Source organism: Engelhardtia mirabilis, assembly GCF_007748095.1.
GTDB lineage: Bacteria > Planctomycetota > UBA1135 > UBA1135.
The window spans coordinates 6,792,459-6,809,081 of the sequence record NZ_CP036287.1; the positions used below are offsets into that span (position 1 = coordinate 6,792,459).

Below are 16,623 nucleotides of genomic sequence, written 5' to 3' on the forward strand. Positions count from 1 at the left end.
GAGAGGGCCAGCCCCCAGCGCCGTGCGCCCCGGGTCTGCCCGCTCACGCCCCTGGGCGGCGCGCGCGCCCTGCCCCCTAGCCGTGATGCACCGCACCAAGCTGCCCCTGCTGCTCGTTTCGATCGCCCTGTTCCTCGCCGCACCCGCGGGCGCCCAGCACGTCTGGACCGGGACGGGGGGCACCAGCTGGGCCACGGCCTCGAGCTGGAGCCCGGCCACGGTGCCGACCCTGGCCGATGCGGTCACGGTGGGCCCGGCGGCGAACCAGCCGACGGTGACCAGCGCGGCGTTCTGCGCCTCCTTGACCGTGCTCGAGGGCGCGACGGTGACCGTCACCTCCGGCGCCGACCTGGACGTCGGCTCGGTCTCCGCGCCCGGCAGCCTCGACCTGCAGTGGAGCGGCGACGCGCAGCAGACCACGGGCAGGGTCGTGATCGCTCACTCGTCCAGCGACCTGCGCGTGGCCGGCACCTGGAGCCAGGACCACCCGGCCGCGCTCGAGGCGACCACGGGTTGGGTCGAGCTGTTCGGTGTGACGCTCGTAGGCCCGGCCTCGCCGACCGCAGCGCAGGTGCGATTGGTGAGCGGCGACTCGTCGCTCGGCGTCGACCTGAACGTCACGACGGAGCTCGAGTCGATCGGCGGCACGACCAACGGCGCCGGACGCGTGCGCTTCACGGGGACGGGAAGCAAGACCCTCGACACGCGCGGGAACGCGGTCCACGCAGTCACCATCGCGGAGGGACGGACCTTCGTCTACCCCTTCAACAACGCTGGCGCGAACCTGCCGAGCACGGTCGAGAACCTCTCCATCGACGGCGGCGAGTTGATCGTCACGGGCCCGGTCGTGGGCGGCGAGCCCACCATCGTCGTCACGACTCAGCTGGAGCTGAAGGCGGGGTCCTTCGGCGCGCAGGGCGGGAGCTTCCTCCTGGCCCAGGGCGACGTCGATTGCACGGGTCCTATGGCCGACCCCTACACCAGCAGCTACTACACCGGCTCGCTCCGCTTCGCCGGAACCTGGAACGGATCGGTTCCGTTCGAGCCCGGCACCATCTGGGCCGAGCCGCTCGGAGGCGCGCAGATCACCGGTTCCGCCCCGGGATTTGGGTTCCTGCGCCTGATGGCCGGGACCGTGCTCGTGTCCAGCGGCACCACCGTCGCCGAGGAGATCGAGTCCATCGGCGGCTCGACGACGGGGCCGGGCGACTTCCGCTTCACCGGTCCGAGCACGAGCAAGGCCCTCGACACGCGGGGCAACCTGGTTCACGCGGTGACCGTCGCGGAGGGGCGCGTATTCGCCTATCCCTTCAGCAGCGGTGGCGCGAGTCTCCCGAGCACGGTCGGCACGCTCGGCATCGACGGCGGCGAGCTGATCGTCACCGGACCGACCGTGACCGGCGAGCCCACCGTCGTCGTGACGACCCTGCTGCAACTCGAGGGGGGGTCTTTCGGCGCCCAGACCGGCAGCCTCCTGCTGGTCCAGGGTGACGTCGACTGCACGGGCACCATGGCCGACCCCTACACGAGCAGCTACTTCACCGGCTCCCTGCGCTTTGCCGGGACCTGGACCGGGTCCGTCCCCTTCGAGCCCGGCATCATCTGGGCCGAGGCCCTCGGCGGCACCCAGATCGCCGGTGCAGCTCCGGGCTTCGAGTTGCTGCGACTGCTCGACGGGTCCGTCTCGGTGGCGAGCGACACCGCGATCACCGGGGAGCTCGAGTCCGTCGGTGGCTCGACGACCGGCCCGGGCGAGTTCCGCTTCACCGGAGCCGGGACCAAGGCCCTCGACACGCGCGGGAACACGGTTCACGCCGCCACCGTCGCCGAGGGCCGGTTGCTCTCCTACCCCTTCAACGACGGTGGGGTGAACCTGCCCAGCAAGGTCGGGTCCCTCGGCGTCGACGGCGGCGAGCTGATCGTCACTGGGTCGGCGGTTGCGGGCGAGCCGAGTCTCCTCGTCACCACCCTGCTCGACCTGCGGTTGGGCGCCTTCGGGATCCAGAACACGACCTTCCTCCTGGCCCAGGGCGACGTGCACACGAGCGGGCCCTTGGCCGACCCGTATTCCGGCAGCTACACCGCCGGCACCCTGCGCTTCGCCGGCGCCTGGACCGGCTCCGTGCTGTTCGATACGGCAACCCTGTGGGTCGAGGCCGCCGACGGCGCTCAGATCGCAGGCCCCGGCGCGGGCTTCGCGCGGCTCAGGCTGACCGACGGCTCGGTGGCCGTGGTCGACGACGTGCGGGTCACCGAGCGCCTGGAGTCCATCGGGGGCGAGACCACCGGCGCGGGGGCGTTCGTCATCGACGGTCCGGGGACGGTCCAGCTCCAGACCCAGGGGCACGTGCTCGAGCGGGTGCGCGTCTCGGGAGGCGAGTGCCGCGTCCTGGTGTTCGCCCAGGGGCAACCCTCGCGGGTGCGGCACCTGGAACTCGAGGGCGGTTCGCTCGGGATCAACAACTCCTACACCGACCTCGAGGTGCTCGAGGAGGTCCGGGTGACCGGCTCGGTCGCGGGCTCGACGAGTGGCTCCTACACCGCGGGCACCCTGCGCGTGCTGGGCGACTGGGTCGGGTCGACGGCCTTCGATGCGGCCGTGTTGTGGGTCGAGCTCGCTGGCGGCGCGAGCGTCGGTGGCTCCGCGCCGGGCTTCGGGCGGCTGCGGCTGACCGACGGCTCGGTGACGGTCGCGAGCGACACGGTGATCCTCGATCGCCTCGAGTCGACCGGCGGCGAGTCCAGCGGCAACGCAGCCTTCGTCTTCGTCGGCCCGGGGACTGCCCAGCTCCAGACCCGCGGCAACCTGGTGCATCGGGTGCGACTGGAGGACGGCGAGCTGCGGACGATCGTCTTCGCCCAGGGTCAGCCATCACGGATCGGCCGTCTGGAGCTGGTCGGGGGCCGGCTCGGGATCAACAACAGCTACACGGACCTCGAGGTGCTGGATCGCGTGGAGCTGACCGGCCCGATCGCGGGCTCGCTGAGCGGCTCCTACACCGCCGGGACCATGCGGGTGCTGGGCGACTGGACCGGCTCCGCGACCTTCGATCCGGCCGGCCTGTGGGTCGAGCTCGGAGACGGCGGGGTGGTCGACGGCACGGCCCCCGGATTCGGGCGGCTGCGCCTGATCGGCGGCACCGTCGAGCTCGCCAGCGACACGCGCATCTCCGACCGCCTGGAGTCCACCGCGGGCGCGTCGACCGGCGTGGGCGCGTTCGTGAGCGCGGACTCGGACGTCACGCAACTGCAGACCCAGGGGCACTTGATCCACCGCATCCGGGTCGAGGGCGGAGAGCTGCGCGCCGTGCCCATCGCCGTCGAGCAGCCGTCGCGGATCGCGCGCCTCGAGCTGGTGTCGGGGCGGATCGGCATCAACAACTCCTACACCGACATCGAGGTGCTCGACGACGTCGTTGTGAGCGGGCCGATCGGCGGCTCGCTGAGCGGCTCCTACACCGGCGGGACCCTGCGCCTCTTGGGCACGTGGACCGGCTCGGAGAGCTTCGACCCCGCCAGCCTGTGGGTCGAGCTCGCAGACGGCGCGACGGTGCAGGGCACGGCGCCGGGCTTCGGACGCCTGCGGGCGATGGGCCTGGGCAACGAGATCGTCGCCTCGACAACGGTCACGGCGTCGCTCGACCTGGGCGCGGACTCGGAGCTGCGCGTCCTGGGCGCGAACCTCGACGTCCTGCAGACGAACTGGTTCGAGAGCGAGGGCAGGCTGCGGCTGGGTCCCGGCGCGAGCTTGCGGCGACCCTCGACCAGCAACACGGACTTCAACGCGGGCTCGACCCTCGAGCTGGCCGGTACGCCCACGGCACCAGCGCGCATCGCGGCGCTGGGCGCGCCCGGCGCGGACTTCGAGGTGCGCGGTGAGTTCAGTGCGGTGAACTTCGAGGTCTCCGGCCTCTCGAGCGCCGGGCTGGAGCTCGATACGACGGCGACCATCGGCGCGGCGGGCTTCCGCGACGGCGCATTCGACTCCGGGGTCGGCGGCACCGGCTCGCGGCTTCTGACAGCCAACCCCACGGCGGCCTTCGTCGCCAGCAACGTGGCCTTCGAGAACTCGAGCGGCTTGACCGACAAGAACGTCTACCGCAACTCGGCGGCGGAGATCACCTTCCTCAACTGGGCCGGCGCCCTGGGCGGGCCGGACCACGAGGACGACCTGGGCACGAACCCGCCTGGCGATCCCGACGGCTACATCCTCTGGATCGACTCCAGCGCGCCGGACCTGCGGCCCCTGGCGATCAATGGGCCGGACAAGGCAGTCGGGGACGACGTGGTGCCGGTGGACTGGACCGTGCTCAACCAGGGTGGCGGCGACGCACTGGCGCCCTGGAGTGAACGGTTGGTGCTGTCGACCGACACACTGATCGACGCGAGCGACATCGAGCTGGCGACGGTGGCCGCGCCCGGGGACCTCTTGGAGGGTGCCGAGAGTGCGCGCTCCGAGAACGTCACGATCCCCGCGGGTCTGGACGGTGACTACTACCTGGGTGTGATCGTCGACCTCGCCGACGACATCGCGGAGATCGGCTCCGAGCAGAACAACACGGGCTACATGCTCGAGGCGATGACGATCACGCCGGTGCCACGACCCGACGTGGTCGCCGGGGCGATCGTCGTCCCGCTCAGCTCCGAGGAGGGCGAGGCCATGTCGGTGACCTGGACCGTGCTCAACGACGGCACGGGGCTGGCGGAGCCCGAGGCCGGCGGGGGCGGGGTCACGCCGCCCTGGAAGGACTCGCTCTACCTGTCGACCGATCCCTACTTCTCGGGCGGCGACACCTTCCTGGGCAGCTTCGACGCGCCCGTCGCGAGCCTCGCGGTGGACGCGAGCTACCAGAACACGCAGGTGGTGACCCTGCCCGACGGCATCTCGGGACAGCGCTACCTGATCGTGCGGGTCGACGCCCAGAACGGGATCCCGGAGGGCTTGCAGGAGGCGAACAACGTCGGCGTCAGCGCGGGCCTCGCGGTGGAGCAGTTCGACCTGCCCGACCTCGTGCCGACCGGCATCGCCCTGTCGGCCCAGTTCGGAACCTACTTCGCAGGCACCCAGGCGACCGCGGTCGTGAGCGTGGCCAACCAGGACCCGGATCTCTCGGGCAAGGGCACGGCCAACGGGCTGTGGTACGACCGCCTGTGGTTGTCGTCGGATGCGGTGTTGGGTGGCGACACGCTGCTGGCGAACCAGAGCTTCAGCGGCGTCCTGTCGCCCGACGGCAGCTACAGCTTCGAGCGCTCCTTCAACCTGCCGGCGGTCGAGCAGACCTGGTACCTGATCTGCGAGCTCGACCGCACGGGCGCCCTGGCCGAGACGGACGACGCCAACAACCTGTTGGTGCAGTCCTTCGAAGTGGTCGACGCGACCTACTCGGCCACCGTCGCGACGGTGTTCGAGGAGGGCCTGTCGGCCAAGGCCGCGGGGCAGGTGCTGGTGACCCTCACCGGCCAGGCCATCGACGCCGTCAGCGGCGCGCCCCTGGCCGACGCCGAGGTCACGATCCGCGTGCGCCACAAGGGCTCGCGGCGGGTGTACCCGGTGCTGACCGACGCGAGCGGCGACTACAGCTTCGTGTTCGAGCCGCTGATCGGTGAGGCGGGGCTGTTCCAGCTCTACGCGGACCATCCGGCGGTGGTCGAGGATCCGGTGGAGGACCTGCAGGACAGCTTCGAGCTGTTCAACCTCACCGTGAGCCCGTCGACCGTGGTCTCACAGCTCGACGTGGGCGAGTCGAAGAGCGGCCAGGTCACCGTCCGCAACCCGGGGGACACCCAGGTGGACGGGATCTCGGTCGCGACCACCGGCCTGCCGTCGCACCTGACCCTGACCAACGGCGGCCTGCCGACGAGCCTGGCGCCCTACGCCCAGGTCGCGTTGACCTACGACCTGACGGCGGTGGGCGAGGCGCCGGTGCCGACGACTGCGGCGAACGTGGCGCTCGAGCTGTCGCTCGACGTGAACGGCGCGCCGGCGGTGGCCGGCCAGCTGGCCCTGACGACCTTCGTCAGCCCGCTCGAGGTGGACCTGGTGGCGAGCCTGAACGAGCTCGACGGGACCTTCCCGGTCAAGGTGCCCGAGGGCAAGTACTCGACCTACCAGCTCGCGGTCACCAACCAGGGCGGGGCCACGGCCACGAACCTGAGCTACCAGGTGCCCTGCGCCGCCGTGCCCGGCTACCTCGATCCCGCCAGCTCCGGCTGCGGCTTCGTGTTCGTGCCGGTCACGCCGATCGCCCTGGGCGACCTGGGCCCCGGTGACACGGTGATCGTCGAGGTCGGCTTCGTGCCGGCGTCGAGCCTGACCGTCGGGACCCAGATCCAGTCCACGCCGGGCTCGCAGATCGTCGTAAGCTCCGACCAGGGCGACGTCGTCTTCGACTACGACCTTGTGATCGACTCGTCGGAGACGGGGGACGTGGTCCTGACCGTCGTCGACGAGCTGAGCTACTGGGACCTCGCCGGAAACCTCCTGTCGCCCCCGGTGCCCGGCCTGGCCGGCGCCATGGTGCACCTGCAGCGCTTCGCCGACCCCAACACCTTCTACACCGGCGTCAGCGACGCCGCGGGCCAGGTGGACCTGGTCGACGCCTTCGGCACGCCGGTGGGCAGCGAGGTCCTGGTCGGCACCTACACCCTCGACATCACCGAGCCGGACCACAGCTCCTACCACGCGGTGATCGGTGTGGGCGCCGGCCAGAGCGTCGAGGTCCTGGCCTTCCTCGCCTTCCAAGCGGTGACCTACTCCTTCGACGTGGTCCCCACCGAGTACGAGGACATCTACGACATCACGCTCACGGCCGACTTCAACGTGGTCGTGCCGGTGCCGAAGATGATCGTCGAGCCGCAGCTCTTCACCCTGGACCTCGCGCCGGGCGAGACGCGGCAGATCGACCTGTCGATCACCAACGACGGCTTGATCACCGCCTTCGGGTTGGAGCTGTTCATGGACGACCTGCTGCCCGGCTTCACGGTCGACCCCTTGATCAACGAGCTCGGGGACCTGACCGGCGGCGCGAGCATCGTCGTGCCGGTGACGATCACCCGCTCGAGCTCGGCGGGCGAGCTGGCCTGCTCCTACGGGCAGGGTTGGGGCCTGCGGCACTACCTGCAGGGGCCCGACTTCCTGAACTGGTACTGGACGCCGATCTGGTACACGGCGCCGGTGGGCGTGTGCCCGCCGGGGATCTCGCCCACCCAGCCGCCGCCGGACCTGCCGCCCCCGGGCAACCCGCCCCAAGGTGGGGGTGGTGGCGGCGGCGGCGGCGGTGGTGGCGGCGGCGGTGGTGGCGGCGGCAGCTCCGGCTCGCCGTCGGTGACGCCCCCGCCCCCGATCAACATCCCCAGCGGCTGTGAGGACGCCTGAGATGAAGAACTCCATTCAAGGACGTCATCTGCGCTCTTCATTCCCCTCGCCCTCGATCGCCATGCGCCGCCTGATCCTCGCCTCCGTCGCCGCCCTGACTCTGTCCCCCGCCGCCCTCGCGGAGGAGGTCTGCACCAAGGTCACGATCCAGATCAACCAACAGCTGGTCCTGACCAAGCAGATCTTCGAGGCCACCCTCGGCATGACCAACGACACCGCGTCGCTGGTCGAGGACGTGGAGCTCGAGTTCGACTTCCGCCGCGTGGTCGACGGGTCCGACGCGGACCCCGACTTCTCGGTCGGCGTGCCGACGCTCGAGGCGGGCTTCACCGGCCTGGGCCTGCCGAGCTTCGAGAACCCCCTGGCCTGGGACCTGGGCAACCTGCTGCCCGGCACCTCCGGCACCTCCAAGTGGAAGATCGACCCGCTCGAGAGCGCCACGCCCCTGGGTGAGAACGAGACCTTCACCGTGGGCGGCCTGCTGCGCTACGTGAAGAACGGCACGCCCGTGGCCGTGCCCCTGTTCCCGGTGGAGATCGAGGTCGCGCCCGACGCCAAGCTGGTCTTGACCTACTACCTGCAGGACACGGTCTACTCCGACGATCCGTTGACGCCCGAGATCATCGAGCCTTCGGAGCCCTTCATCCTGGGTCTGCGGATCCAGAACACCGGCCAGGGCACCGCGGAGAACGTCAAGATCTCCACCGGCCAGCCGGAGATCGTGGAGAACATCTCGGGGCTGATCATCGCCTTCAAGCTGTTCGCCGCGCAGATCGGCTGCGACCCGGCGGTGCCGCTGTTCGAGCTGGAGCTCGGTGACATCGAGCCCGGCGCGAACCAGGTGGTGCGTTGGGTACTCAGCTCGTCGCTGAAGGGCGAGTTCGACAACTTCAACGCCGACTTCACCTACGTGAACCCGATCGGCGACCAGGCTGGCGACGGCGTGATCGACACCCAGGCCAGCGGCACGGCCCTGGCGATCCACTCGGTCAAGTTGGGCGCCAATCCCGGCGAGACGGTGGTGGACGACACCAACCCCGACTTCCTGGTGGACGAGCAGGCGGGCGACCTGCTCGTGGACCCCTTCACCCAGAAGGCCGTCGAGGACCTGCCGACCCGCGTGGACTCCAGCGACGGCGTTTCCTACCCGGTCCACTACCTGCTCGACGTGCCCATGGACGCCGCGCCGACGACCCTGGACCTGGTCGCCACCGTCGACGTCACCATCGCCCAGACTGGCTACGTCTACCTGCGGATCCCCGACCTCGGCCAGGGCGCCTTCGACCTGAGCCAGGTCGCGCGCACCGGCCCCGACAACCAGCGCGTGTCGTTCAGCGTCGGCAGCACCGCGTCGATCGCGAACGTGTGGACGACGGCGCGCAACGTGGACTTCGCGAACGCCATCGATCCGGACGGCCCCGGCAACCTGGTCCCCGACGCCGTGCAGCACCTGATCCACGTGTTCCAGGAGATCACCGTCCCCGGCGACTACCGCTACGACCTGGTCTTCCAGCCGGCGCCGGACGCCGCCCTGTCCGGCGACATCGACCTGGTCTCCGTGGCCACCGGCGGCACCCAAGTGCTGAGCCTGAACCCCGGCGTCGAGTACGGCTTCCGCTTCTACTTCATGCTGGGCTCGATCACGCCCCAGGCCCTGGGCCTGCCGATCGTGGTCAACGGCATCGAAGTGCCGCTCGTGTTCGACGCCTACACCCTGCTGCTGTTGACCGACCCGGCCTTCCAAGCCTCGCTCAACTTCATCGGCAGCCTCTCGGGCAGCGGCCAGGCCCAGGCCGTGGTCGCGGTCCCGCCCGGTCTGTCGCCGACCCTCGCCGGCATCACCTTCCGCCACGCCTACGTGCTCTTGGACCCGGTGGCACAGATCGTCGACTTCGCCAGCAACGACGAGTCGTTGACGTTGGTTCCCTGAGCCGCGGACCCCGGGGGTCGCCGCGATGGCGCGCGGCGGCTCCGGCGGTACGGACCCGTGTCTACACATCGCCGACCGGCAGGACCTGGGTCAGTTGCGACCCGTTCTCGCCGGTGGCAGTCGTCGACAAGCACGGGGTGCCGTCGGTGAGGTCGGCCAGGAGCGGGCCCAGGTGCCAGATCACGTCGGTGGCGCCATCGGCGCTGAAGACGACGAGGGAGCGGTCCGAGTCGTCGAAGCGCAGGTTGCCGTCGAGGTCTTCGAAGAGTCGGCACTCGACGTCGGTGATCCCCGGCTGGGCGGCTCCCTCGGCCTGCTCGACCACGACGGCGTAGAGCTCGATGCGGTTGTCCCAGGCCAGGCCCTCGACTTGGACCTTCAGGCCGCCGTCGACGTTGGTCTCGAGCACGTGGCGACCGCCCGAGGCACAGGAACCGACGAGGGCGGTCAGGGCGGCGGTGATCAGGATCGACGGCGAGGGCAGGCGTGTGTTCATGGGGCTGGCTCCGGTCGCCAAGTGGCTGGTTGTTGGGAAAGCCTAGCGGAGGGTTCCGCGCCCCCGCGGACGGCAGCGCGCCGGGCCCGTGCGGGGGTCGATTGGCAGGCCGGGGCCGGAACCCGGCGGCCGCGGCGGCGCCCGGGGCTATCCTCCGCCCCATGCGCGACGTGGTGGTCGTCGGGGGCGGACTGACCGGCCTGGCCTGTGGTCACGCCCTGCGGCGCGGGGGCGCGGACGTGGTCGTGCTGGAGGCGAGCACGCGGCCGGGGGGCGTGGTCGGAACCCTCGAGGTCGACGGCTTCCGCTTCGAGACGGGGCCGAACACGGTCCAGGCGGGGTCGGCGGAGTTCCGCCACCTGTGCGACGAGCTGGGCCTGGCCGAGCGGCTGACGGTGTCGAAGGACGACGCGCGTACCCGCTGGCTGTACTTCCGCGGGCGCCTGCGGGCCATGCCGGATGGACCGCGCTCGCTCTTGACCACCGACCTGCTCAGCCTCGGCGCCAAGCTGCGCCTTTGCACCGAGCCCCTGCGGCGCTTCCGGCCGCCGGCCGCCGGTGCGCCCGAGCCGACCTTCGCCCAGGTGCTCGACGAGCGACTGGGGCCGGAACCCACCGCCCTCTTCGCCGGGGCCTTCGTGCGCGGCATCTACGCCGGCGACCACCGACGACTGGGGGCGCGCAGCGCCTTCCCGCGCCTGTGGCGGATGCTCGTCGAGCACGGCGGGATCGTGCGCGGTCTGCGCGCATCGCGGCGCCGGGCGCCCGCGCCCCTGCCCGGGCCCCAGGTCTCGGCCATGCGGCTTCTGTCCCTGCCCGGCGGGCTGGGCGAGTTGATCGACGCCGCCGCGGCCGACCTCGGCGGGGCGCTGCAGCTGGGCTTCGCGGCCGCGTCGGTCGAACGCGACGCCGAGGGCTGGCGTGTCCAGGCGGCCGACGGGCGCAGCGAGTCCGCGCGCCAGATCGTCCTGGCCCTGCCCGCGGACTGCACCGCGACCCTCCTGGCGCCCCACCTGGCCGCCGCCGACCTGGCCTTCCTCGAGCAGCTCCCCCACTCGAGTGTGCGCCTGGCCCACCTGGGCTTCGCCCCCGGCGCGCTCGACCTGCCGAGGGGCTTCGGCTACCTGGTGCCGCCCTCGGAAGACGGCCCCGACGCCCCGCGCACCCTGGGCACGATCTTCGTCTCGAACCTGTTCGCGGACCGGGCCCCGGCCGGCGGCGCCGCGATCTCCAGCTTCTACGCCCTGGATCAGACCCGCGACCTGTCCGACGAGGAGCTGTCGGATCTGGCCCGCGCCGACCTCGCCCGCGCCCTGGGGCTGGCCGTGGCCCCCCGGCCGGCGGTGGCCCGCTCGGTGACCTGGCCCCACGCGATCCCCCAGTACGAGCCCGAGCACGACCGCCGGGTTCGGGACCTGGAGGAGCGCGTCGGGGTCGCCGCCCCGGGACTGCACCTGGCCGGGAGCTACACTCGCGGCGTTTCCGTGGAGCAGGTGGTGGCCCGGGGTCGAGGAATCGCCAGGGCCCTGCTCGCCGCGGATGGCCGCACCAACCCGTGATCCAAGCCCTCTCGACCCTGCTGCCGGTCGCCTACCTGACGGCGACCTTCCTGTACCTGCTCGACTTCCTGGTCGAGCGGCAGGCGGTGCTGTGGCGCGTGCGGTTGGTGGCGCTGGTGGGCGTGCTCGGCCTGCACGTGGGCCTGATCGCGGCCCGCGCCGTGGCCGCCGGCGGCTTCCCGCACCTGGGGGGTTGGAGCGCCCTGTCGGCCCTGGCCCTGTGCCTGGTGACCCTGCACCTGTGGACCACCGCGCGGGCGGTGCACCCGGGCACCAGCCTGATCGTGTTCGGCGTGGCCACGCTGCTGCAGTTGGTCTCGTCGGCCCTGTCCCCGGTCGTGACGGCCCTGGCCGACGACCGGCCCCTGCCCTTCTACCTGTTCCACGTCGGGTCGATCCTGGTGGCCAGCGCCGCGCTGGTCCTGTCGGGCCTCTACGGCCTGCTCTACCTCGCCCTGTTCCGCCAGATGCGTCGCCGTCGCTTCGGCCCGCTGTTCAGCGGCCTGCCGAGCCTGGACCAGATCATCCACGTCACCCGGCGCGCGGCCCTGGCGGCCTTCGTGCTGCTGGCGATCGGCGTCAATGCCGGCATCTGGTGGGCCCACCGGGCCCAGGTCGAGGGCTTCAGCTACGCCGATCCGCTGGTGCTCGCGCTCTTGGTCCTGACCCTGCACTTCGGCCTGGTGGCCTTCTCCGGTCGCATCCCCGGGCTGACGGCCCGGCGCGCGTCGGTGGCGGCGGCGGCCGGGTTCATGCTGCTGCTGATCTCCCTGGTCGCGGTGCAACTCTCGCGAGCGAGCTTCCATTGGACCAGTTGAGCCGCCCCCTCGACCGCCAGCTCTTGCTGGTCGGACTGTCCCATCGCAGCGCGCCGCTGGAGCTGCGCGAGCGCTGCGCGGTGGCGGGCGAGGCCCTGGGCCAACGACTCACCTCGCTGCTGGCCCTCGAGGGCGTGGCGGAGGCGGTGATCGTCTCGACCTGCAACCGCACGGAGCTGCTGCTGTTCGGCAAGCTCGACGAGCGCACCCTGACCGCGGTCCAGGACCTCTTCTTCCACGGCGCCACGGGCGACCAGGTCTATTCGTTCAGCGGCGTGCAGGCCGTGATCCACCTGTTCCGCGTGGCCTCCGGCCTCGACAGCCTGGTGCTGGGTGAGAGCCAGATCCTGGCCCAACTCAAGGCGGCCTCCGCCGCCGCGCGCGAGGCGGGCACCCTGGGCTCGCAGATCGACGTGCTCCTGCGCGCGGCCCTCTCGGTCGGCAAGCGCGTGCGCAACGAGACCGACCTGGGCTCTGGCACCCTCTCGGTGGCGCGCGTCGGGGTCGACATCGCGGCGCACATCTGCGGCGACTTCCGTCGCGAACGCGCGCTGATCGTCGGCGCCGGGGAAACCGGCCTGTTGGTGGCCAAGCACCTGCGCGAGCGCGAGCTGGGCGACCTGGTCTTCGCCAACCGCTCCCAGGACCGGGCGCAGAACGCGGCCAAGGAGCTGGGCGGCCTGCACTGCGGCCTCGACGCCCTACCGGAACAGATCGCGCGCGCGGACCTGGTCTTCGTCTGCGTCGACGGGGGCGGGCACGTGATCACCCGCGAGATGGTCGCCGCGACCCGCCCGAAGCGCCGCGACCGGCCGCTGTTGATCGTCGACCTCTCGGTCCCGCGCGGTGTGGAGCCGAAGGTCGCCGAGCTGCGCGGCCTGCTCTACTACGACCTGGACGACCTGGCCGCGGTGGTCGAGAAGAACCGCCTCGAGCGCCAGCGGGCCAGCGACGCGACCTCCAACATCCTCGTGGCGGAGGTCCACAAGTTCCTCAGCCTGCGCAGCTACGCCGCGGCCGCCCCGGCCATCGCACAGATGCGCGAGCGCTTCGAGCTGGTGCGCGATGCGGTCATCGACGAGAGTGTCGGCGAGACGTCGACGCCCGAGCAGATGCGCCTGGCCCACGAACTCACCCGGCGCCTGCTCGACGTGGCCCTGGGCCAGGTCAAGGAGAGCATCCGCCACGTGCGTAGCGCAGAGGACCTGGAGAGCGAGTACCGTCGCTTCCTCGATCAGCTCTGACTTCGCCGCCGACCGACACCCAGCCTTGAACTTCCCCCTCGCAACCCGCGCCAGCCAACTCGCCCTGTGGCAGGCCGAGGCCACCAGCGCCGCCCTGAAGGCCGCCTGGAGCGACATCCGCCCCGAGCTGCTGCGGATCACCTCGAAGGGTGACGCCGACCAGACCAGCGACCTGGCGCGCTTCGGGCGCATCGGGATCTTCACCGTCGAAGTAGACCGCGCCCTGCTCGAGGGCCGCGCCCACGCGTCGGTGCACAGCCTCAAGGACATGACCACGACCCTGCACGAGGGCACCATGCTCTCGGGCGTGCTGGGTCGCGGGCCGGTGGAAGACGTGCTCGTGTCGCGCGGCGGCGAGCGGCTGGCCGAGCTACCCGCCGGCGCGCGGGTGGCCACCGGCAGCCTGCGCCGGGCGGCGATGGTCCGCGCCCAGCGGCCGGAGCTCGAGATCGTGCAGATCCGCGGCAATGTGGAGACGCGTCTACGCAAGCTCGCCGAGGGCGAGGCCGAGGCCCTGGTCATGGCCCGCGCAGGCCTCGAGCGCCTGGGCCTGGGTGAGCAAATCACCGAGGTGCTCGACACCCGGCGCTTCCTGCCCGCCGTGGGCCAGGGCATCGTCGGCATCGTCTGCCGCCAGGGCGATTGGACCCACCACGAGCGGGTCCAGGCCATCCGCGACCTGGAAGCCTGGGACGAGGCCCTGGCCGAGCGCGCCCTCCTGCGGACCCTGCGCGGCGGCTGCAACGTGCCGGTCGGAGCCCACGCTCGAGTCGTCGAAGGGGTCATCGCCCTCGAGGCGCGGGTGCTCTCGGTGGACGGCACCGAGGTCGTCGAGGCCAGCGCGAGCGCCCCGCGCGGCGACGCCGAAGCCCTGGGCGAACTGCTCGGGCGCCAACTGCTCGAGGCCGGCGCCGCGCGCCTGATCGACGACGCGCGGGCTTCGATCGGCGAGTAGCCGTCAGCGGTAGTCGGCCTTGTCGAGGCCGTGGCGCCGCAGCTTGTCGTAGAGGGTGCGCGGGTTGATACGCGCGCGCCGGGCGACTTCGCCGACGGTGCCGCGGGTCTCGCGCAGGTGGTGTTCGAGGTAGCGCCGTTCGAAGGCATCCACCTGGCGCCGCCGGGCCTCCGACAGGGGCAGGGCGGCGAGGCTCTCGAGCTCGGCTCCGACTCCGTCCTGCGACTCCGGGCGAGCTTGACGCCGAACGCTGTCGGGCAGGTCATCGAGGGTCAGTCGATCGCCGTCGCACAGGAGCACCGCACGCTCGACCACGTTGACCAGCTCGCGCACGTTTCCGGGCCAATCGTGGGAGAGCAGGGCCGCCATGGCCCCGCCGTCCACCGAGCCGATCGAGGCACGACCGTGCACCTCGGCGAAGTGGCGCAGGAAGCGCCCGGTCATCTGCGGGACGTCCTCCACCCGCTCGCGCAGGGGCGGGATGACCAGGGAGATGACGTTGAGCCGGAAGAGCAGATCCTGACGGAAGCGCCCCTCGCGCACGTCGACGGCCAGGTCGCGGTTGGTGGCGGCGATCACGCGCACGTCGATCGGTAGGGTCGTCGAGGCGCCGACGCGCTGGACCTCATGGCGCTGGAGCACGGTGAGCAACTTGACCTGCAGGTGCAGCGGCATCTCGCCGATCTCGTCCAGCAGGATCGTCCCGCCGCCGGCGGCTTCGAAATGACCTTGGCGTGCAGCGGAGGCTCCGGTGAAGGCGCCGCGCTCGTGTCCGAAGAGCTCGCTCTCGAGCAGGTTCTCGGACAGGGCGGCGCAGTTGACGGCGACGAAGGGCCCTGCGGCGCGACCGCTCTCGGCGTGCACCGCGCGGGCCAGGCGCTCCTTGCCGACGCCGGTCTCGCCGGTGATCAAGAGCGTGCTGTCGGTGTCCGCCACGCGCCGCACCACGTCCAGGAAGTCACGCATCAGGGAGCTGCGCGACTGGAAGTCGGCCAGTCGCGGTTCGGCGTCGAAGCCCCGGGCCTCCGGTCCGTCGACGCCACCGGAGGCCTCGGCCTCGACCAGCTCGGCGAGCTGCTCGGCCAGGTCCTCGCGGGTCGAGCCGACGTCCAGCACCCCCGAGGCGCCGGCCGCCATCAGACGCACCTGCTCGGCGGCATCGGTCTGCTCGCCGAGCACGATCACGCCCGAAAGGTCCGGCTCCGTCGGGCTTCCGGCGGCGCCGTCGCCCACCGAATCGGCGCGCACGATCACCGCATCGGCGGCGCTCGAGGCACCGGGGAGGGCGGTCGGACGGTGGACCACATCGATCTCGTGGGCCTCCAGCAGGGCTGCCAGCCTGCGGGCGAGATCCGGGTCGGGGACGGCCAGGGTCAGGCGGCGGCGGTTCACCTCGGGCGAGTCAGATCGGGGGTCGAGCACCCGAGTTCATCGGGCCGACGCACCCGAAATGCAAGGGCCGGGATGGCTGGTCGCGACGACGCGATGTCCCTAAAGCGTTTCGCTCCAACCATCTGCGCCCATGCTCGGGTCCTTGGCACGGCGCTCGCTATTGCCCCTCCATCAACGGCCGCCTCACCCCGCCATCCGACATGAAACGACAACTCAAGAACCAACCCCCGCGCCTCGAACTCTTCCGCTCGCGGATTCGCCTGCGGGCCTGGATCGATCGACTCGACCGCATGCACGCGGCCCCGCCGATCGGCAAGGACGCCGCCGACGAGAAGCGCCGCGTGGCCGAACTGGTCAAGCGCGGCCGGCGCCTCAACCAGCAGCTCGAGCTCTTGACCCTCGCCAGCGGGGAGGCGACGGAGCGTGAGGGTCCGCTGAAGGAGGAGCTGCGGGTCTTCGACCGGATGGCCAATGCCCTGCGGGCGGAGTTGGCGCGGTGAGTGCTCGAGCACAAGTCATGCGGCCCGAAGCCCGGCGCCGCGCGGTGACCGCCAGCGCACAGCGCGAGGCCCGCAGCTGGAAGGAGCAGTTCGAGAGCATCTCGGCGTCCCTGGACCCGCGGATGCGATCGGGCGTGGGCCTCGCCGCCAAGCTCGAGGAGCTGCGCCATCGCATCGAGACCCTGGCAACCAAGGCCCGGGGCCTCGCCCACCACAGCGGAGAAGGCTGGAAGCGCGCGCGGGTCGACTACCTGCGGGCGCGCAACGAGGTCAGCACCACCTGGCGCACCCTGCTCGGCCTGCTCGAGCGCGAAGCCGCGCCGGTGCGCTGAACCACGACCCTGAGCCCGGCCC

General features: G+C 71.5%; 10 protein-coding genes. 8 read left to right on the top strand and 2 right to left on the bottom strand.

The features are described from left to right. Positions 1-85 precede the first annotated feature (85 nt). Positions 86-7,375, top strand: coding sequence for a CARDB domain-containing protein (locus Pla133_RS25080; protein ID WP_145070515.1), 7,290 nt, complete (start codon positions 86-88; stop codon positions 7,373-7,375). A 1-nt stretch (position 7,376) separates the two neighbouring features. After that, a complete protein-coding gene (locus tag Pla133_RS25085) occupies positions 7,377-9,305 on the top strand; it encodes a COG1361 family protein (protein ID WP_145070517.1) in 1,929 nt (642 codons plus the stop codon). Positions 9,306-9,366: 61 nt separating this feature from the next. Here the strand turns inward: Pla133_RS25085 and Pla133_RS25090 are convergent, their stop codons facing one another. Beyond that, the gene (locus Pla133_RS25090) at positions 9,367-9,801 is read right to left on the bottom strand and encodes a hypothetical protein (protein ID WP_145070519.1); all 435 of its coding nucleotides are present in this window, start codon (positions 9,799-9,801) and stop codon (positions 9,367-9,369) included. Between the two features lie 161 nt (positions 9,802-9,962). Between Pla133_RS25090 and hemG the strand changes: the two genes are divergently transcribed. Genes hemG through hemC form a run of 4 tightly spaced genes read left to right on the top strand, consistent with a single transcriptional unit; the run spans position 9,963 to position 14,377 of the window. Continuing rightward, complete coding sequence (hemG, locus tag Pla133_RS25095) at positions 9,963-11,360, top strand: protoporphyrinogen oxidase (protein WP_145070521.1); 1,398 nt, start codon at positions 9,963-9,965, stop codon at positions 11,358-11,360. Continuing rightward, positions 11,357-12,178, top strand: a complete 822-nt coding sequence (gene ccsA, locus Pla133_RS25100) for a cytochrome c biogenesis protein CcsA (protein WP_145070523.1) — start codon at positions 11,357-11,359, stop codon at positions 12,176-12,178. Before hemG ends, ccsA begins: the two co-directional genes overlap by 4 nt. After that, on the top strand, positions 12,175-13,422 hold the full coding sequence (gene hemA, locus Pla133_RS25105) for a glutamyl-tRNA reductase (protein ID WP_419191952.1): 1,248 nt from the start codon (positions 12,175-12,177) through the stop codon (positions 13,420-13,422). Before ccsA ends, hemA begins: the two co-directional genes overlap by 4 nt. Positions 13,423-13,447: 25 nt before the next feature. After that, entirely contained in the window at positions 13,448-14,377 is a 930-nt protein-coding gene (gene hemC, locus Pla133_RS25110; protein ID WP_419191953.1) for a hydroxymethylbilane synthase, read from the top strand. Between the two features lie 3 nt (positions 14,378-14,380). Here hemC and Pla133_RS25115 read toward each other — a convergent pair whose 3' ends face one another. After that, complete coding sequence (locus Pla133_RS25115) at positions 14,381-15,769, bottom strand: sigma-54 interaction domain-containing protein (protein WP_145070530.1); 1,389 nt, start codon at positions 15,767-15,769, stop codon at positions 14,381-14,383. A gap of 200 nt (positions 15,770-15,969) precedes the next feature. On the opposite strand from Pla133_RS25115, the gene Pla133_RS25120 reads away from it, so the two are divergent. After that, the gene (locus Pla133_RS25120; RefSeq protein WP_145070532.1) at positions 15,970-16,269 is read left to right on the top strand and encodes a hypothetical protein; all 300 of its coding nucleotides are present in this window, start codon (positions 15,970-15,972) and stop codon (positions 16,267-16,269) included. After that, a complete protein-coding gene (locus Pla133_RS25125; RefSeq protein WP_145070534.1) occupies positions 16,266-16,601 on the top strand; it encodes a hypothetical protein in 336 nt (111 codons plus the stop codon). Before Pla133_RS25120 ends, Pla133_RS25125 begins: the two co-directional genes overlap by 4 nt. Positions 16,602-16,623 lie beyond the last annotated feature (22 nt).